Origin of the sequence: Leuconostoc inhae (assembly GCF_019656015.1) — a bacterium.
In the GTDB taxonomy this organism is placed as follows: Bacteria; Bacillota; Bacilli; order Lactobacillales; family Lactobacillaceae; genus Leuconostoc; species Leuconostoc inhae_A.
In genome coordinates this window covers 56,893-70,901 of the sequence record NZ_BPKW01000008.1, presented here as the reverse complement: position 1 = coordinate 70,901, position 14,009 = coordinate 56,893, and the positions used below count along the sequence as shown (strand labels likewise).

The following is a 14,009-nucleotide window of genomic DNA, read 5'->3' as shown; positions in this document are numbered from 1 at the left end:
GCTATGCTCCTTGTCTAACTGTGCCGCGGATTTTATGTCGACTTAAATAACGTTCCAAAAATTTAAATCCTAATTGGAGTATGGCTCCTAAAATGAAGTAAACAATAAAGATGTCAATATAGGCTTCAGTGTAATCATACGTATACGCTGCAGCTGTTTTCGCCACTGCAGTAACTTCCTGAACAGTCATCATGAAAGCAAGTGATGTCCCTTTTAAAATGTTTAAAGTCAAATTACCAATGTTAGGAATAGCTGACACAAGTGCCTGTGGCACAATAATGCGGTAGTAGGTTTGTAATGGTGATAGGCCGACCATCATAGCTGCTTCTTGTTGTCCCGGATCAACTGTTAAAATAGCAGACCGAAATACCTCTGACAAATTAGCCACAGCAATTAACGCAAATACAACAATGGCATAAATGGCTGGATTAACATCAAATATTTTAATTCCCAAATGTAATTGCCGATTTAAAATAACATTCAGTAAACTAGGTAATGTACTATAGAATACTAAAATCAACAACACCATCGGCGTGGCACGCATGAGTGATGTGTAGATAATCGTTAATGGATATAATATCTTAATTTTCTTGATTTTAATCCACGCGAGTAAAAATCCAAATGGTAAGCCAATCAATACCGATACACCAGTAATTAAGAGCGTCATGGGGATAGCTTTGATTGCTAACCAAAAAGTATGAATTAAAAATGGTATATTCATGCTGTAACCTCCACTCGCTTTGATGCAATCACTTGACTCTGACTTAGGTGCTTCTCTAAGTATTTTGTACTTTGTTCAACGACGATAAATATAATCCAATAGATCATTGCCAGTGCAAGATATGTTTCTAATGAATGATGCCCAAAGTTGCGAGAAATTAAATTATCTCCTGCACCCATCATATCAACTAATCCAATCACGTATGCTAACGCGGCATCTTTAATTAATGCAGCAATCGTATTGGCAAAATTTGGCAAAGCAACAACAACTGTTTGTGGTAATGTCACGCGATAAAAAGCTTGCCATTCTGATAAACCAACCATCAATGCTGCCTCACGCTGTCCACCGTCAACAGATAAATAAGCTGATTTAAATACTTCAGCTAAATTAGATGCAAACAATAATGATAAGGCAATCACGACAAAAATCGACTTTTGCCAATCATTGATATTGATATTTAGCGTTAATAATAATAACTTTGGCAACCCATAAAAAATTAAGAATAGTAATACAATCGGCGGTGTAGAACGTAATACAAACACATAACTTTGAGATATGCCACGCCATACTGATGATTGACTTAATTGACCACGGGCAATAAGTACACCTAATAAGGTACTGAAAATAGTTGATGTGACAATAATAAGCAAAGTAACTGGCAAATAAGGTAAGACTTCACCAAAAACAGATACTAAAAATTTAAAACTAAATGGCGGCATATTCACTCCTTCATTTTGTTGATGTTATTTATCACCAACAAAGTCCCAAACATTTTCTTTAAAGTATTTTTGTGATAATTTAGTCAATGTGCCATTCTTTTGTAGTTTTTTAATCGCCTGGTCATATTCTTTAGCAAAACGTGAATTATCCTTATTTGAACGACTAATAATTGGATAGGTCTTAATTCCCTTATAAGGCGCGTAAGCTAATTTATCAGCTGACTTATGGTAAGCACCATTAGCAGCCGCAACAGAATTTTGGTAATTCACCTTGACATCAAAGTAAGCGTCATACCGACCTTCTAGCACCCAATTATAAGCATCCCCGACAGTAAATTGATCGGCTGCCTTAAGATTAATTTTTTCGTTTGGATGTGCCTTATTCCAATCCTGTACGACCGTATATTGCCCATTTTGCGGTGAAATCGGCACCAATTTACCTGACTTTTTAGCAAAATCAGCAAATGTTTTATAATTATCATCTTTCCTATAGGTAATTCCTATAATAGAAGCGCCAACTGCTTGTTTTGGTAAAATATACTTTTGTGCGCGCTCTTTTGTCCACCAAGCACCTTTAACGCCGACATCATACTTACCAGAATCCAATCCCACTAATAAATCTTCATCTGACGTTGGATGATACTTAAACTTATAATCTGGCAACAGTTTATCTACTGCTTTTAACACATCAACTTCATAGCCTTTAGATACGCCATTTTCTGCGTAGTCATAGGGCACATAATTCTGTGTATGCGCCACATTAATTGTTCGCACCTTTTGTGCCGATTTTGTACTATCTGCATTCAAATGACGAACGACTGCACCTGCTCCGACAACAACGACCACCACAGCGGCACCAATAATCAATCCTTTTTTCTTAACCATTCTCTTCTCCTCATTACACAATAGCAACTTGATGTACAGCGTCAATTGCCCATTTCAAGTGATCGATTGAAATATCACGCGGTACGGTGCAATCCGCACCAATAATGACACGACTTGTGTCAACATCTGCTAGGACATTCGTAACCTCTGCTTCAATTTCTTCTCGACTGCCTTGGTACAAAATATCTTGTGTATTATTACCAAAACCACCCAAAACGATTTTATCCTTAAAAATATCTTGCCCTTCGCGCAAAGAAACATCTTCAATTTTAACTGCCCAATTGACAATGGGTAAATCATAATCAGTAAACCATGACAAATGATTTTTTGTCTCACTGTAGCCACAAATATGTAAAATATTAACATCACTCACTTCGTTAATGACTGCAATGATTGATAAGTCGATCTTTTTTTGTATGTGATCAAAAAGATCGTGGTTATAATGATCACTTTGAAGCTCTTGTGTACTATAGTAGACACCATCTGCACCGCCTTCGTTTACAACAGCCTTAATTTGCTTGATGACACCTTGTGCAATAACCTCTAATATATGTGTTATATCATCAGGGTAATCAATAAAAAATTGTGTTAAGCGTTCATCTCCTTGTTTTGGTAATTCTTGACTACTATCAAACAAAGCCCATTTCAAAAGTGTCACCGGCGAAAAAATGTTATAAAATGCTTGTCGATTACCGATCACCTGGCGCTGCGCTTTGACCAAATCGACTTGTCGTAATAACCAATCATCATCATCGGCAATCACCTGAATCTTTTTCAAATCGTCAATATTTTTTGGGTTATCCACACCATCCAAGGGTAAATTAAAATAACCATCACTCATTAATTTAACAAAATCTGGTTGTACCGCTTCAATGTATGCCTTGTGCCCTTCAATATTAATCTGATTTTCTTCTGGATGCTTTAGTGCATCAACGGTCTCATCGTCGGCAAAATGGCGCCAAAAACTGACTGGTATGACTTTTTTTGTCTCTGTTAATATAGCTTGTTGATTACTCATATGTAATTATGCCTTTACTTTCTTCTGCTGTGCTGCTTCTGACACCCAACGTAGACGGTTCAGATCGATGTCACGTGGCACTGTACAATTTGCCCCAATGATTAAATGATCACGACCTGTTTCTTGAATCAGTGTATGAACATATTGCTGTATGTCTGCTTTTGTTCCTTGATACAATAAATCATACTTTGTGTTACCAAAGCCACCTAAAACTGTTTTGTTCGGAAAAATACGTTTACCTTCACGCAGCGATACTGATTCAATATCCGTTGCCCAATTGATAATTGCTGCTTCATAAGTTTGGAACCAATGTACGTTGTTTCTAGCGCCACCGTTACCACAAATATGTAAAATATTGACATCCGATAACTTATTAGCTGCTTGCAACACCTGATGATCAGTATCGGCAACGAACTTTTCAAAATCATCTTGATCAAGCCGCTGATCTTGGATAACTTGGGTACTATAGTAAATGCCATCGGCACCAGCCCGAATGGCTGTTTGGACTTGTTTAATGACATCCTGTGTCATGACTTGCAAAGCTTGTTTGATCGCATCAGGGTTCTTTAAAATTTCAGTTGCTAATGTTTTATCAGCATTTGCTTTGTCATGCTGACCATTTTCTTGTTTCACCAACGCCCATTTAAGTAGCGTTGTTGGTGAAAAAATATTATAGAAACACTTTCGCTTGCCTATTACTGCGCGTTGTTTGGCAATCAACGTTGCCGTTTGTTTTAGCCACGGATGATCATCTGTTATTGGCGCTAAAGCATCATAAATTGTGCGATGCTCACTGTTTTTTTGATAATTAAATTGGTAATTAAATAGGCCGTCACTCATTAATTTAACAAAATCTGGTGCTAAACTATCAACAAGTTTTTGCGTGCCACTTACCGTGCGATCAATAATCTCAGGATCCTTAAAGGCATCGAGATCAACCCCAGAAGCTGCTGAGAAATGGTACCAAAACCCAACCGGTACCTGTTGATTGCTATGATTTATAACTATATTTTTTATATCACTCATGTATTCTCCTTAAAAAGATAAATAAATTAGAAACATAACAAATTCATTTTTAAGAGTCACATTCGAGTGTTGGCTATTCCTAAACCTTTTAAGTAAATTGATCTTCTTTTAATCATTAAATAGGACATTTTATTTGTCTCCTCACATTTTCAGAACAAAAAATCCCGCAGCTTGAAATGACTCAAGCTGCGGGACGACATGATCGTGTTACCACCCGTTTTTTGCATATAATTACTTATACACACTTACCAAGTACGGAAAAAATTGCTTTCGATACTCTGACACTGTAACGGGTGTACCCGAATGACGTTTACTTCACCAGTAAAGCTCACATCATTTTTAACTCCAAGACCATTTTCCCAATTGGCATCATACTAACTTTCACCAAGCGTTAGCTCTCTATTCAATCATGTCAATAGGTACTTATCTTTTCAATGTTATACGTTGGAAATATTATATAACGCTCATTTTCTAATGTCAATCTTTTTATTATCATTTTTTATTTATAGGTAACAAAAAACGTTTAAACCGAAGTTTAAACGCACAGCGTTATATTATTTAACGAAGCCAGCAAAACCAAGTAGCAAGAAGATCGCACCAATTGCAATACGATACCAACCAAAAATCTTAAAGTCGTTATTTTGAATGTAACGCATCATTACTTTAATAGCAAAGAAGGCCACAATCCATGATACAACGAAACCAACGAGCATCACAATACTTTGCATACCTGTAAATCGGCCACCGTGTAATAAGAATGTCCCAACTTTTAAAATTGTCACGCCAAACATAATTGGGATAGACAAGAAGAACGAAAATTCGGCCGCTACAAATCGTGATGCGCCCAGGATAACCGCACCCAAAATTGTAGCCCCTGAGCGTGATGTACCAGGAACCAACGACAAAACTTGGAATAGGCCAATGAATAATGCCAATTTGAAAGTTATTTTGTTAACATTTGTAATTTTAGGGGCAATATTTTTTTGACGATTTTCGATTAAAATAAAGGCAACACCATAAATAATTAAAGTTGCGGAAACAACCCAGAAATTAAGTAGGTGTGCATCCATAAAATCATTGAGCAATAAACCAAATATCATTGCTGGAATAACACCCACAACTACTTTTATCCACAAACGCCAAGTTTGAAAACGTTCTTTTGACGTTTTTTGTGATGAAAATGGGTTTAATCGGTTAAAGTAAAGCTGAATGACAGCAAAAATTGCACCAAGCTGAATGGCATAATCAAAGACTGGTTTGAAACTGTTAGTCCAGACGCTACCACCAGGTATCCCCATTAAAGCCTCTGCCAAAATGATGTGACCAGTAGACGATACTGGTAAGAATTCGGTGATACCTTCAACGATACCAATAATAATTGATTTTAATATATCTAACATATGCTATAGCGTGTGTGACCAATTACCAGGTTTATTTTACCCAGAAAACGTCACGTTTCCTTCCAATTTAACTCTCTTCATTCTATACTATATTGTAACGTTGTGCCACAATTGGCAGGTTTTCAAAAAAGTATTGTAATTTGAAAACCTGCATGGTATTATATTATATGTTGTAAAAAATAATTGTATGGACAGCTAGCTCAGTTGGTAGAGCAACGGACTCTTAATCCGTGGGTCCAGGGTTCGAGCCCCTGGCTGTCCACTAAGTTAAACCAGTAGAAATACTGGTTTTTTTGATCCATTCCGCGTACTAAAATAACCGAAGCCACTGCTTCGGTTATTTGTTTATAAACTAATATATATACTGGCAAACATTAAGCCGGCACCAACTAAGACAAATACGTGCCAATACACATGTCCCATTGGAATTTTTGGTATCAAATAGAAAATTGTACCTGCAGAATACGTGATGCCACCGGCAACTAAAAACCAAAAGGCAACCGGTGACAAAACACCCCACAAAATTGGCATCGCTAAGACGATTAGCCAACCCATGATCATGTAAATAGTGACAGATACCCAAGGCCAACGGCCTACAAAGAATAAATCATAGGTAAATCCCGCAATTGTCATGGTCAGTATCGCGCCCCAGATGGCCCAGCCTTGCCATCCTTTAATCAACAACCAAGTGTATGGTGTATAACTGCCTAAAATAACAAAATAAATACCAGCATGATCAAAAAACTGAAATAATTTAGCAGCGCGTGTAAATACCAGAGAATGAAAAAGTGTTGAAGCGAGTAAAAAAAAGCCAACAGTACTAACATATATTACAATAGCAGTTATTTCAAAGGCCGTCACCGGTCGTCTTAAGACATGAAAAACCAGGGCAATACTTGCTAACACAGCCAGTAAAAATCCTAGCCCATGTGTCACAGCATTTAACACTTCGTAAGTAATTTGGTAACGTTTAGATCGTTGCATTTAGTGGTCCCCATAAATCAATTTATTGTTAATATTATAACATGCTTCCCTATTTTATTAACAATAAAAACCCCACAACTTTTTCAGTTATAGGATTATTTATTGAAAATTTTAGACAAGCGTTTCCCAGTCACGCGCCCATAAAACGCCCATTGCACCGTCACCCGTATGCACACCGATGTAAGCACCGATGACACCACGTTCAAATTTAACTGTTGGATAGTCATGTTGCAGGTCTTTCAACCACTTATCGCCAAGTTTGGGATCATTGCCATCCACAACAATTGCACGAACCGGAAAATCAACTTGTGTTAAATAGTGATTAAGTGCTGTCTTAATTTCTTTTAACGCCCCACTCATTTTACGAGCCTTACCGACTGCACCGATTTTACCTTCATCTTGAATATCCATCGATAGAATTGGTTTGATGTTAAGTAAGCCACCCACCAAGGCTGCACCACGCGATAAACGACCGGTACGTTGTAAGTGTGAAATATCATTGACAACAAAACGCACATCAAAGGTCTGTTGTAAAGTGTGTAGAGCAGCAATGATGTCATCTAACGTGTGCCCTTTTTCAGCCATAAAAGCTGCCATGACGGCTTGCATGCCTGATCCCATTACGGCAAACTTCGAATCCCATACCCGAACATCTGAAAGATCTTGACATGATTCTGCTACTAGACGTGCTGTCTGGTAGGCACCCGATAATCCTGAAGAAATAGGCACAATCAACGCTTGATCATAGCCAGATAACTTAGCAACATTTAAAACTTCTTCCCAGTCACCCGGAGCCGGTTGCGATGTTGACGCTACCATTTTTTTATCCTTCATCATCTTAACTAATTCGCCCAGATCATGAATATCCACTGATTCTTTATAGACTTCTTCACCAAAAATAATCGGATCGTTTACTTGAAAAATGTGATAACGATTACGAATTGCTGCTGGTATTGCTGAAGCTGAATCACTAATGATTGCTATTTTAGACATTTTTTCTCCAAAATGAATACACCAATTGACAATGTGCATCATTATCTTAATCGTTTTTTAAAATATACTGATTAACGCGACACCCACAATAAAACATAGCATGCCGCCAATTAATTGTACCACGAGATAAATTAATTGCTTGTACAGTGGTTGTTGTGCGCTTTGAACCATCATCGTGCTAAATGTTGTCAAACCGCCTAGTAGACCGACAGACAAAAAATTATGCATATCAGATACTTGATGACTTGCAAATAGCATGCCCATAAATAATGCCCCAACTAAGTTAATCGCGAAAACAGCTGTAAAAATAGGTGTATGAAATGGCCAAAACATGATAACTAAGTATCGCAACATTGTCCCTAGTGCAGCACCTATAAATACCGATAATAAAGTCATCGCGTACCCTCACCTATTATTCGACCAATATATTGTCCTATAGTGACCATGACAACACCACCACAAACAGTCAATAAAATATACAACCACGCGCCGAAAACATCATGGCGAAGTAATTGATTAAACTGTAAAATCATTGTACTAAATGTCGTGAACCCACCAATAATGCCTGTTCCAATGACTGGTTGCCATCGCGTTAATCGATTGCTATTTTTGGCTAAATATGCGCCAAGCATGGCAAGTAATAAGGCGCCTAACCAATTAATTCCCATTGTTATAACTGGTAAGTGCCCAATAATTGGTATCAAGCTGAGTGAATAGCGTAAACTGCCACCAATGCCACCACCGAATCCAACAAGCAGCAATTCACTTAAAAATTGACGTTGTTTTTGCATAAGTACCATTTTAACAATTTTAAGTGTAATGAGCAAAAAAAACGCTTGTCACATTGCTTTTTTATCAGGTTCATGACACAATATAAAGGTTGATTTTTTTATTCAATACCAACTAGTGAAGGGGCTCCGATGTTTTCATATTATATTTTGCCGACCAGCTATATGCTATTACTTTTTATTTTTTCACTACTCAAACCTGCGCGTTTTGCAATCACAGCGTCCGAATTTAAACGCGTTACAATGAAGGCGGTGTTGCTCGCTATTTTAGTAGTCACACTTACAACGAGTACGCTCACGCAATTCTACGGCTTTTGGTTTAACATCACATTATTTTTATCATTAATCCGTGTAGTCATGCGCGTACGACAGCAGAAAAAATAGCAGTACTTGCTAAAAAGCATTGATTGAAAATTTCAATCAATGCTTTTTAGTTTATTTTGTTGTTAGTAATCATTTTCAAAAAAACTGTGATTTACTAACTATTATCTGTAACTTGCTTAAGAAGCCCGCACCTTCAATTTGCATCAATGCTTCTTCACTTAATTCTTCAAAATTTACTATTTCTACCATAAAATTTTCCTTTTTCATTTATTTGATAAATTATACGCAATATTAAATAGAACTACAACTGTCATGTCTTATCATTATTAAGGATATTTAATGGTAAACGTTTACTTATTAGTGTAAAATATTAGTATACTTGGGGGGACTTGCTTTGAATTTATTAATTTTACTTCATCTTGTGTTTGGCCTTTTATTGTTATCAATTATAAAATTCACTGTATTTTGTGCAATAAGTAAAACTCAATGGCACATAGAATATTACCTAATCTTCCTAGTAATGACCACATTGACAGCATATATTTTAGGTACATTTGGTCACATTGTACAAGTAGTCTTGCTGATTACATTAGGATTCAAATTTAATCGGCGAACCCAAAGCATTCACCTCATATACTTTTACGGGCTATACGCTGTATTGAGTGTATCGGCTTTTGGTACGATTATTCAGTCACTTGGTACAATCTTTTTACCGATAAGATTCCTTTCATATAATACAACAACTATGTACGAAACAATTTTATCACCAGTCATTATCGGCATTTTACAATATTTCATTATTAAATTAATCTCCCCGAACTTGACAATTATTCGAAAAAATCAATATTTCCAAAAAAGCAATCGATTCAAATTCGTAAACTTACTTTTATCTCTAAGTTTATTATCTTACTTGTTAATCCCCTTATTTAAAAACAACGAGTATAAAGCTACTGTTAATATTTTTTTTGCTATTAGCGTTGTTTCACTATTAATTTATCTTAAAAACACTACCCAAAACTACTTTAATTTACAATTAGCAGAACAAAGACAACAACAACTAAATAACTTAACAAATTACACAACGGAAATTGAAACACTTTACAACAACATTAATGGCTTTCGTCACGATTATATTAATTTAATTATTAGTCTGGAAACAAGTATCCACAATGGTGATATAAAACAAATTCGCGAAATATATAATAACGTATTACAAAAATCGCCTAACATACTGAATCACGATCACCATTCTCTAGGCGTCTTATCAAAAATTATGATCCCCGCTATTAAAAGCCTATTATCTCATAAAATTATCTATGCTTTGGAAAAGGGCATTCGTACCGAAATTGAAATTGAACAACAGTGGACAAGCTGCCACATGGATACGCTTGACTACATTCGAATTCTAGGCATCTTACTTGATAATGCTATCGAAGCAAGCGAAAATACTGCTAACGCATTTATTCATATTGCCGTGATTATCGATCCGGTACAAAAAGAAAATCGCTTCATCATTGAAAATGCCACCACCGAAGAAACGAGTTCAATTCATCAACTTTTTAAACATGGTGTCACAACAAAAGGAAACGACCATGGCACAGGCCTACACAGCGTGCAACAGATTTTAATCGATTATGAACAAGCACACTTAGAAACAGCACACGCCAACCAAAAATTCAGCCAAACATTGGTTACACAAGGATAATTTTTATGCATATCAATATTTTAGAAGATGACATTATACAACAACAAAAATTAAAGCGCTATTTAGTTGAAATTTTGCAAGAAAATGATTGGTCTTATCAGCAAATCAATACCTATTCTAGACCGGAACAGTTACTCACTACTTTAACTAGTCGTGGTACACATCACCTCTATTTTCTCGATGTTGAACTCAAAGGTTCCGATAAAAAAGGATTCGAGGTTGCCAAAGCAATCAGAAACCATGATCCATATGCCACTATTATTTTTGTAACAACACACTCTGAATTTTTATCGCTCACTTTCAAATATCACGTATCCGCACTAGATTTCATTGCAAAAGATCAAGATGCCAAAGATTTTAAGCAACAACTAGAAAATAATTTACAACATGTCGTTGAACAATTCAACATCGATACGCCACTCGACTTATTCCAATTCAACACACCAAAGGCTCACTTTAAAATACCTTTTAGTGATATTCTGTATTTTGAAACACAACCCGGAACGCGTCAAATTGTGCTCGTTGGTGTTGCGCAACGCATGGAATTTACAGGCCAATTACAAGACATTGCAGCCATGGATAGTCGTCTATTTCGTAGCCATCGTGCTTATCTTGTCAATACTAATAATGTTGAACAGATCGATAAAGCTAATAATATCATTATTTTTAAGAATCAATCAACCTGCTTGATCTCACGCCGAAAAGTGAAAGCATTGATAAATATTTTATAACTAAAAACCGGTGACAATGCTATTAGTAGCATTGTCACCGGTTTTTGGCTGTGTATAGCAAAGCAACTCAAGCTATAATTATTAATGATGCAGGTTGTAAACTGATATCACATACATATTGTCTACATAGCTTTTATAAGTAACAACGCTCAATATTTGTTAAACATATTATTTATTTTTTGTCTCCACCAAAACGCCTAATGCTCCTATGGTAGCAATTAATATACTAAAATAAGATAATTGCCATAAACTATAAGACAATCCTAAAAACAAAATTACAAGTTCTAGTGTGAGTGACTTATTTTCCTTATTACCAAATATTCTCAATGCACTAGCAATAAAACCGAAAATGGTTAGAATTGCAACTACTATAATTAATAAGTTTCTAATCAATACAGCGTACCCAAAGATTGACTAACGTTTTGTTGCCAAGTATTTCGCCCACCACTAAAAGCTTCCAACGGTTTCTCATTGAGCGACACGAATTCCGAAAATATACTCTTTTTCATACTGTTACCTGTTCTTAGTTTTAATTTAGTAAAATAACTATTAACAAAATATTAGTTAGTGACTTTCTAGTCACACTCACTGCTATCAGATATGTTACTCTGACTTCCTGTTATTAATCCACAGACTAACTGCTGCAAGGGTCGTAAGCAATACGTTAACGTAAGATAGCTGATTCAACGTTAATCCTAATCCCAAAAAAACTAGAAGATAAGATATATCTGCTGATTTAAACTTTTTTTGATTCGACTTTAATCCATGTAGGATAACGTCTATAAACGATGCCATAGTCAGAACACCTATGCATGCCTGAATTACTAATATCATCATATTAAATTATACAGTCTCCCCGAAATGAACATCAATAACAGCTCTAACTAGACCTACTGATCCTATAACGTTACCCTGCCATGTGTTTTTTTCACCTGCCACTTTGCTTAATTCGATTTCTGCTAACTGTTGATGTGTTAATGATTGAAATTCATTAACACTGTTTGTTTTGTCTTGATGAGTCATAGTTGATTTCTCTCTGTATATTACAATATTTTTCAATGACTTTCGTTAACCATGGTTAACAGCATTTAATCCAATAACCACGCCTATTTCAAGTCCTACAAAAAATACAATTGTAAAAAGTATCCAATAACGATATTTATAAAATTCTTCGAACGTCTTTTTCATCAATATACCTATTTATTCCCATACTGAAATTCCGCACCACTTTATTTCCAATCTACAGTTCACGATACTCAGAACAACATTAACTATATAATCATCTCAAAATACAGCAGTCCTATATTTTTTTATCGTTGCGCAACGAATACATTCAATATACGCTGATAAAGTAACGTTTGATACATCAATAACCTCAATGGTCTGTTTACTGCACTGAAAGGTTTAAATCAGCCATTCACGTCAAAATATCTACAAAACATTGAGCCCATGGACAGCCGTTTATTCCGTAGCCATCGATTTTTAGTTAAAATGTTGTACTCACCAATGACAATTCTGTTCTTATAAAACTAAAAGATGTTTATATGTATAAACTGCTGCATTAGATCCACCTCTTGCTGTTTTTCCAACAACATATCCAAATCCCGTCCAAAATCCGTCATTCGAACCACCTACCGTAATCATTAACTCTTCATTGCTAATTGTCGTTAATTTATATTTTTGAACCATTTCATTTAATTCATATTTTTTCATTTTTCTATTTATCCTTCTGTATTTTCATTAGTCAAAAATGATAACATCATATGTTAACCCTTGATTACTGTTTCACATATACTAAAATCTGATTATTTTCCCTGCTTCATTTTTAAATAGCATATGTAACTGGCTATAATCAAGGTGAAATATACTGACAATCCACCAACAATTGTATTTATGATGAAACTGTCAATAATTTTGATAATTAAACTATTTAAAAAATCTCCAATGCTGATGCCAATTAAAATAACTATCACAACATAAATCGGATGCACATTTTCAAAAAAAACGCGGACTGTCTTCTCCATATAAATTTCCTCTAATTTTTATCCCCATCCTTTTTTAATCCCCTTGGCAATTTGATCTGAATGTGTCCATCCATCTTTCAAAAGATACAGGCCTACAGCCCCGCCAATAATGACCGGTACCAAACCACCATTAACTTCACTTAATTCACTATCAGATAATTTTTTATAGTTTTGATAATTCAAATTTTTTCCTCTTTTCTTTTACTTAAACTAACCACAATTAAATCATCAACTACAATAAATAATAAGTTATCAATCATATACTCCAATTTCTGCGGCTATAATTTCAAATAAAACTGTTGAAATTAATTGTTATAATTTTTTAGCATATTTAGCAACCCTGTTTTTTCCAATATGCGTATAGGATAAAAAGAGTATGTCCACCATATAAAAAATAAAAATACTGATAATAATGAGACCAGCCAATAGCAGAAACGTTTTAACAGAATATGCAAAAACCATAATTGGAAGTATAGCTGCTAGTGTCATACCAGCATCTTTTACAGCGATTTTAAAAATCATACTTTTGCCCATAACCATCAACAACTCCTTAGAAAGTGATCGCTCACTTTTACTGACATGATATACAATAATACATCTTAATTTCATTATGCTTCATTGCCCTCTATACTGAAATTCCGAACCGCTTTATTGATAAGACATAATTCAAAACAGATTGTATAAATACCAG

18 protein-coding genes, 1 tRNA gene and 1 other annotated feature are annotated in these 14,009 nt (G+C 35.4%); of the genes, 3 read left to right on the top strand and 16 right to left on the bottom strand.

All coding sequences use genetic code 11. The features are described 5' to 3' along the window. Position 1 precedes the first annotated feature (1 nt). The 6 genes from K5Q14_RS06210 to K5Q14_RS06185 all read right to left on the bottom strand — a co-directional run bounded on the left by K5Q14_RS06210 (position 2) and on the right by K5Q14_RS06185 (position 5,769). Positions 2-721: an amino acid ABC transporter permease gene (locus tag K5Q14_RS06210; RefSeq protein WP_220734964.1), complete on the bottom strand. Its 720-nt coding sequence runs from the start codon at positions 719-721 to the stop codon at positions 2-4. Continuing rightward, positions 718-1,440: an amino acid ABC transporter permease gene (locus K5Q14_RS06205; protein ID WP_220734963.1), complete on the bottom strand. Its 723-nt coding sequence runs from the start codon at positions 1,438-1,440 to the stop codon at positions 718-720. Before K5Q14_RS06205 ends, K5Q14_RS06210 begins: the two co-directional genes overlap by 4 nt. Before the next feature lie 24 nt (positions 1,441-1,464). Further along, the gene (locus tag K5Q14_RS06200) at positions 1,465-2,325 is read right to left on the bottom strand and encodes a transporter substrate-binding domain-containing protein (RefSeq protein ID WP_220734962.1); all 861 of its coding nucleotides are present in this window, start codon (positions 2,323-2,325) and stop codon (positions 1,465-1,467) included. 13 nt (positions 2,326-2,338) lie between these two features. Next, entirely contained in the window at positions 2,339-3,343 is a 1,005-nt protein-coding gene (locus K5Q14_RS06195; RefSeq protein WP_220734961.1) for a uroporphyrinogen decarboxylase family protein, read from the bottom strand. A gap of 6 nt (positions 3,344-3,349) precedes the next feature. After that, on the bottom strand, positions 3,350-4,369 hold the full coding sequence (locus tag K5Q14_RS06190) for a uroporphyrinogen decarboxylase family protein (protein WP_220734960.1): 1,020 nt from the start codon (positions 4,367-4,369) through the stop codon (positions 3,350-3,352). A 186-nt stretch (positions 4,370-4,555) separates the two neighbouring features. Further along, positions 4,556-4,813 (bottom strand) — a binding site (T-box leader). 110 nt (positions 4,814-4,923) lie between these two features. Next, on the bottom strand, positions 4,924-5,769 hold the full coding sequence (locus K5Q14_RS06185) for an undecaprenyl-diphosphate phosphatase (RefSeq protein WP_220734959.1): 846 nt from the start codon (positions 5,767-5,769) through the stop codon (positions 4,924-4,926). A 189-nt stretch (positions 5,770-5,958) separates the two neighbouring features. Here K5Q14_RS06185 and K5Q14_RS06180 point away from each other — a divergent pair. After that, positions 5,959-6,031: transfer RNA gene (locus K5Q14_RS06180), tRNA-Lys, on the top strand. Positions 6,032-6,114: 83 nt separating this feature from the next. Here the strand turns inward: K5Q14_RS06180 and trhA are convergent. From trhA to K5Q14_RS06155, 5 genes are all read right to left on the bottom strand, one after another. Then, on the bottom strand, positions 6,115-6,753 hold the full coding sequence (gene trhA, locus K5Q14_RS06175; protein ID WP_220734958.1) for a PAQR family membrane homeostasis protein TrhA: 639 nt from the start codon (positions 6,751-6,753) through the stop codon (positions 6,115-6,117). A 111-nt stretch (positions 6,754-6,864) separates the two neighbouring features. After that, complete coding sequence (locus K5Q14_RS06170) at positions 6,865-7,746, bottom strand: DegV family protein (protein ID WP_220734957.1); 882 nt, start codon at positions 7,744-7,746, stop codon at positions 6,865-6,867. 57 nt (positions 7,747-7,803) lie between these two features. Next, positions 7,804-8,142, bottom strand: coding sequence for a fluoride efflux transporter FluC (locus tag K5Q14_RS06165; protein WP_220734956.1), 339 nt, complete (start codon positions 8,140-8,142; stop codon positions 7,804-7,806). Continuing rightward, the gene (locus tag K5Q14_RS06160) at positions 8,139-8,537 is read right to left on the bottom strand and encodes a fluoride efflux transporter FluC (RefSeq protein ID WP_220734955.1); all 399 of its coding nucleotides are present in this window, start codon (positions 8,535-8,537) and stop codon (positions 8,139-8,141) included. Before K5Q14_RS06160 ends, K5Q14_RS06165 begins: the two co-directional genes overlap by 4 nt. A gap of 456 nt (positions 8,538-8,993) precedes the next feature. Beyond that, positions 8,994-9,107: a bacteriocin gene (locus K5Q14_RS06155; protein ID WP_220734954.1), complete on the bottom strand. Its 114-nt coding sequence runs from the start codon at positions 9,105-9,107 to the stop codon at positions 8,994-8,996. A gap of 271 nt (positions 9,108-9,378) precedes the next feature. On the opposite strand from K5Q14_RS06155, the gene K5Q14_RS06150 reads away from it, so the two are divergent. Together K5Q14_RS06150 and K5Q14_RS06145 are read left to right on the top strand one after the other, a co-directional pair. Further along, positions 9,379-10,563, top strand: a complete 1,185-nt coding sequence (locus K5Q14_RS06150; RefSeq protein ID WP_246587587.1) for a sensor histidine kinase — start codon at positions 9,379-9,381, stop codon at positions 10,561-10,563. 5 nt (positions 10,564-10,568) lie between these two features. Next, positions 10,569-11,294 carry a response regulator transcription factor gene (locus tag K5Q14_RS06145; protein WP_220734952.1) on the top strand — a complete coding sequence of 242 codons (726 nt, stop codon included), beginning with the start codon at positions 10,569-10,571 and terminating at the stop codon, positions 11,292-11,294. Positions 11,295-12,137: 843 nt separating this feature from the next. Here the strand turns inward: K5Q14_RS06145 and K5Q14_RS06140 are convergent. The 5 genes from K5Q14_RS06140 to K5Q14_RS06120 form a co-directional block, all read right to left on the bottom strand. Beyond that, positions 12,138-12,317 carry a hypothetical protein gene (locus K5Q14_RS06140; protein WP_220734951.1) on the bottom strand — a complete coding sequence of 60 codons (180 nt, stop codon included), beginning with the start codon at positions 12,315-12,317 and terminating at the stop codon, positions 12,138-12,140. Between the two features lie 498 nt (positions 12,318-12,815). Beyond that, on the bottom strand, positions 12,816-13,007 hold the full coding sequence (locus tag K5Q14_RS06135; protein WP_220734950.1) for a hypothetical protein: 192 nt from the start codon (positions 13,005-13,007) through the stop codon (positions 12,816-12,818). A 92-nt stretch (positions 13,008-13,099) separates the two neighbouring features. After that, positions 13,100-13,318, bottom strand: a complete 219-nt coding sequence (locus K5Q14_RS06130) for a hypothetical protein (RefSeq protein WP_220734949.1) — start codon at positions 13,316-13,318, stop codon at positions 13,100-13,102. Between the two features lie 18 nt (positions 13,319-13,336). Next, positions 13,337-13,501: a lactococcin family bacteriocin gene (locus tag K5Q14_RS06125; protein WP_220734948.1), complete on the bottom strand. Its 165-nt coding sequence runs from the start codon at positions 13,499-13,501 to the stop codon at positions 13,337-13,339. Between the two features lie 129 nt (positions 13,502-13,630). After that, positions 13,631-13,858: a hypothetical protein gene (locus K5Q14_RS06120; protein ID WP_246587585.1), complete on the bottom strand. Its 228-nt coding sequence runs from the start codon at positions 13,856-13,858 to the stop codon at positions 13,631-13,633. Between the last annotated feature and the right edge of the window lie 151 nt (positions 13,859-14,009).

What these genes read in the sequence shown, in the direction of transcription:
- K5Q14_RS06210 (WP_220734964.1), bottom strand. Translation starts at nt 721, where the DNA reads ATGAATATACCATTTTTAATTCATACTTTTTGGTTAGCAATCAAAGCT.
- K5Q14_RS06205 (WP_220734963.1), bottom strand. Translation starts at nt 1,440, where the DNA reads ATGCCGCCATTTAGTTTTAAATTTTTAGTATCTGTTTTTGGTGAAGTC.
- K5Q14_RS06200 (WP_220734962.1), bottom strand. Translation starts at nt 2,325, where the DNA reads ATGGTTAAGAAAAAAGGATTGATTATTGGTGCCGCTGTGGTGGTCGTT.
- K5Q14_RS06195 (WP_220734961.1), bottom strand. Translation starts at nt 3,343, where the DNA reads ATGAGTAATCAACAAGCTATATTAACAGAGACAAAAAAAGTCATACCA.
- K5Q14_RS06190 (WP_220734960.1), bottom strand. Translation starts at nt 4,369, where the DNA reads ATGAGTGATATAAAAAATATAGTTATAAATCATAGCAATCAACAGGTA.
- K5Q14_RS06185 (WP_220734959.1), bottom strand. Translation starts at nt 5,769, where the DNA reads ATGTTAGATATATTAAAATCAATTATTATTGGTATCGTTGAAGGTATC.
- trhA (WP_220734958.1), bottom strand. Translation starts at nt 6,753, where the DNA reads ATGCAACGATCTAAACGTTACCAAATTACTTACGAAGTGTTAAATGCT.
- K5Q14_RS06170 (WP_220734957.1), bottom strand. Translation starts at nt 7,746, where the DNA reads ATGTCTAAAATAGCAATCATTAGTGATTCAGCTTCAGCAATACCAGCA.
- K5Q14_RS06165 (WP_220734956.1), bottom strand. Translation starts at nt 8,142, where the DNA reads ATGACTTTATTATCGGTATTTATAGGTGCTGCACTAGGGACAATGTTG.
- K5Q14_RS06160 (WP_220734955.1), bottom strand. Translation starts at nt 8,537, where the DNA reads ATGCAAAAACAACGTCAATTTTTAAGTGAATTGCTGCTTGTTGGATTC.
- K5Q14_RS06155 (WP_220734954.1), bottom strand. Translation starts at nt 9,107, where the DNA reads ATGGTAGAAATAGTAAATTTTGAAGAATTAAGTGAAGAAGCATTGATG.
- K5Q14_RS06150 (WP_246587587.1), top strand. Translation starts at nt 9,379, where the DNA reads ATGACCACATTGACAGCATATATTTTAGGTACATTTGGTCACATTGTA.
- K5Q14_RS06145 (WP_220734952.1), top strand. Translation starts at nt 10,569, where the DNA reads ATGCATATCAATATTTTAGAAGATGACATTATACAACAACAAAAATTA.
- K5Q14_RS06140 (WP_220734951.1), bottom strand. Translation starts at nt 12,317, where the DNA reads ATGACTCATCAAGACAAAACAAACAGTGTTAATGAATTTCAATCATTA.
- K5Q14_RS06135 (WP_220734950.1), bottom strand. Translation starts at nt 13,007, where the DNA reads ATGAAAAAATATGAATTAAATGAAATGGTTCAAAAATATAAATTAACG.
- K5Q14_RS06130 (WP_220734949.1), bottom strand. Translation starts at nt 13,318, where the DNA reads ATGGAGAAGACAGTCCGCGTTTTTTTTGAAAATGTGCATCCGATTTAT.
- K5Q14_RS06120 (WP_246587585.1), bottom strand. Translation starts at nt 13,858, where the DNA reads ATGGTTATGGGCAAAAGTATGATTTTTAAAATCGCTGTAAAAGATGCT.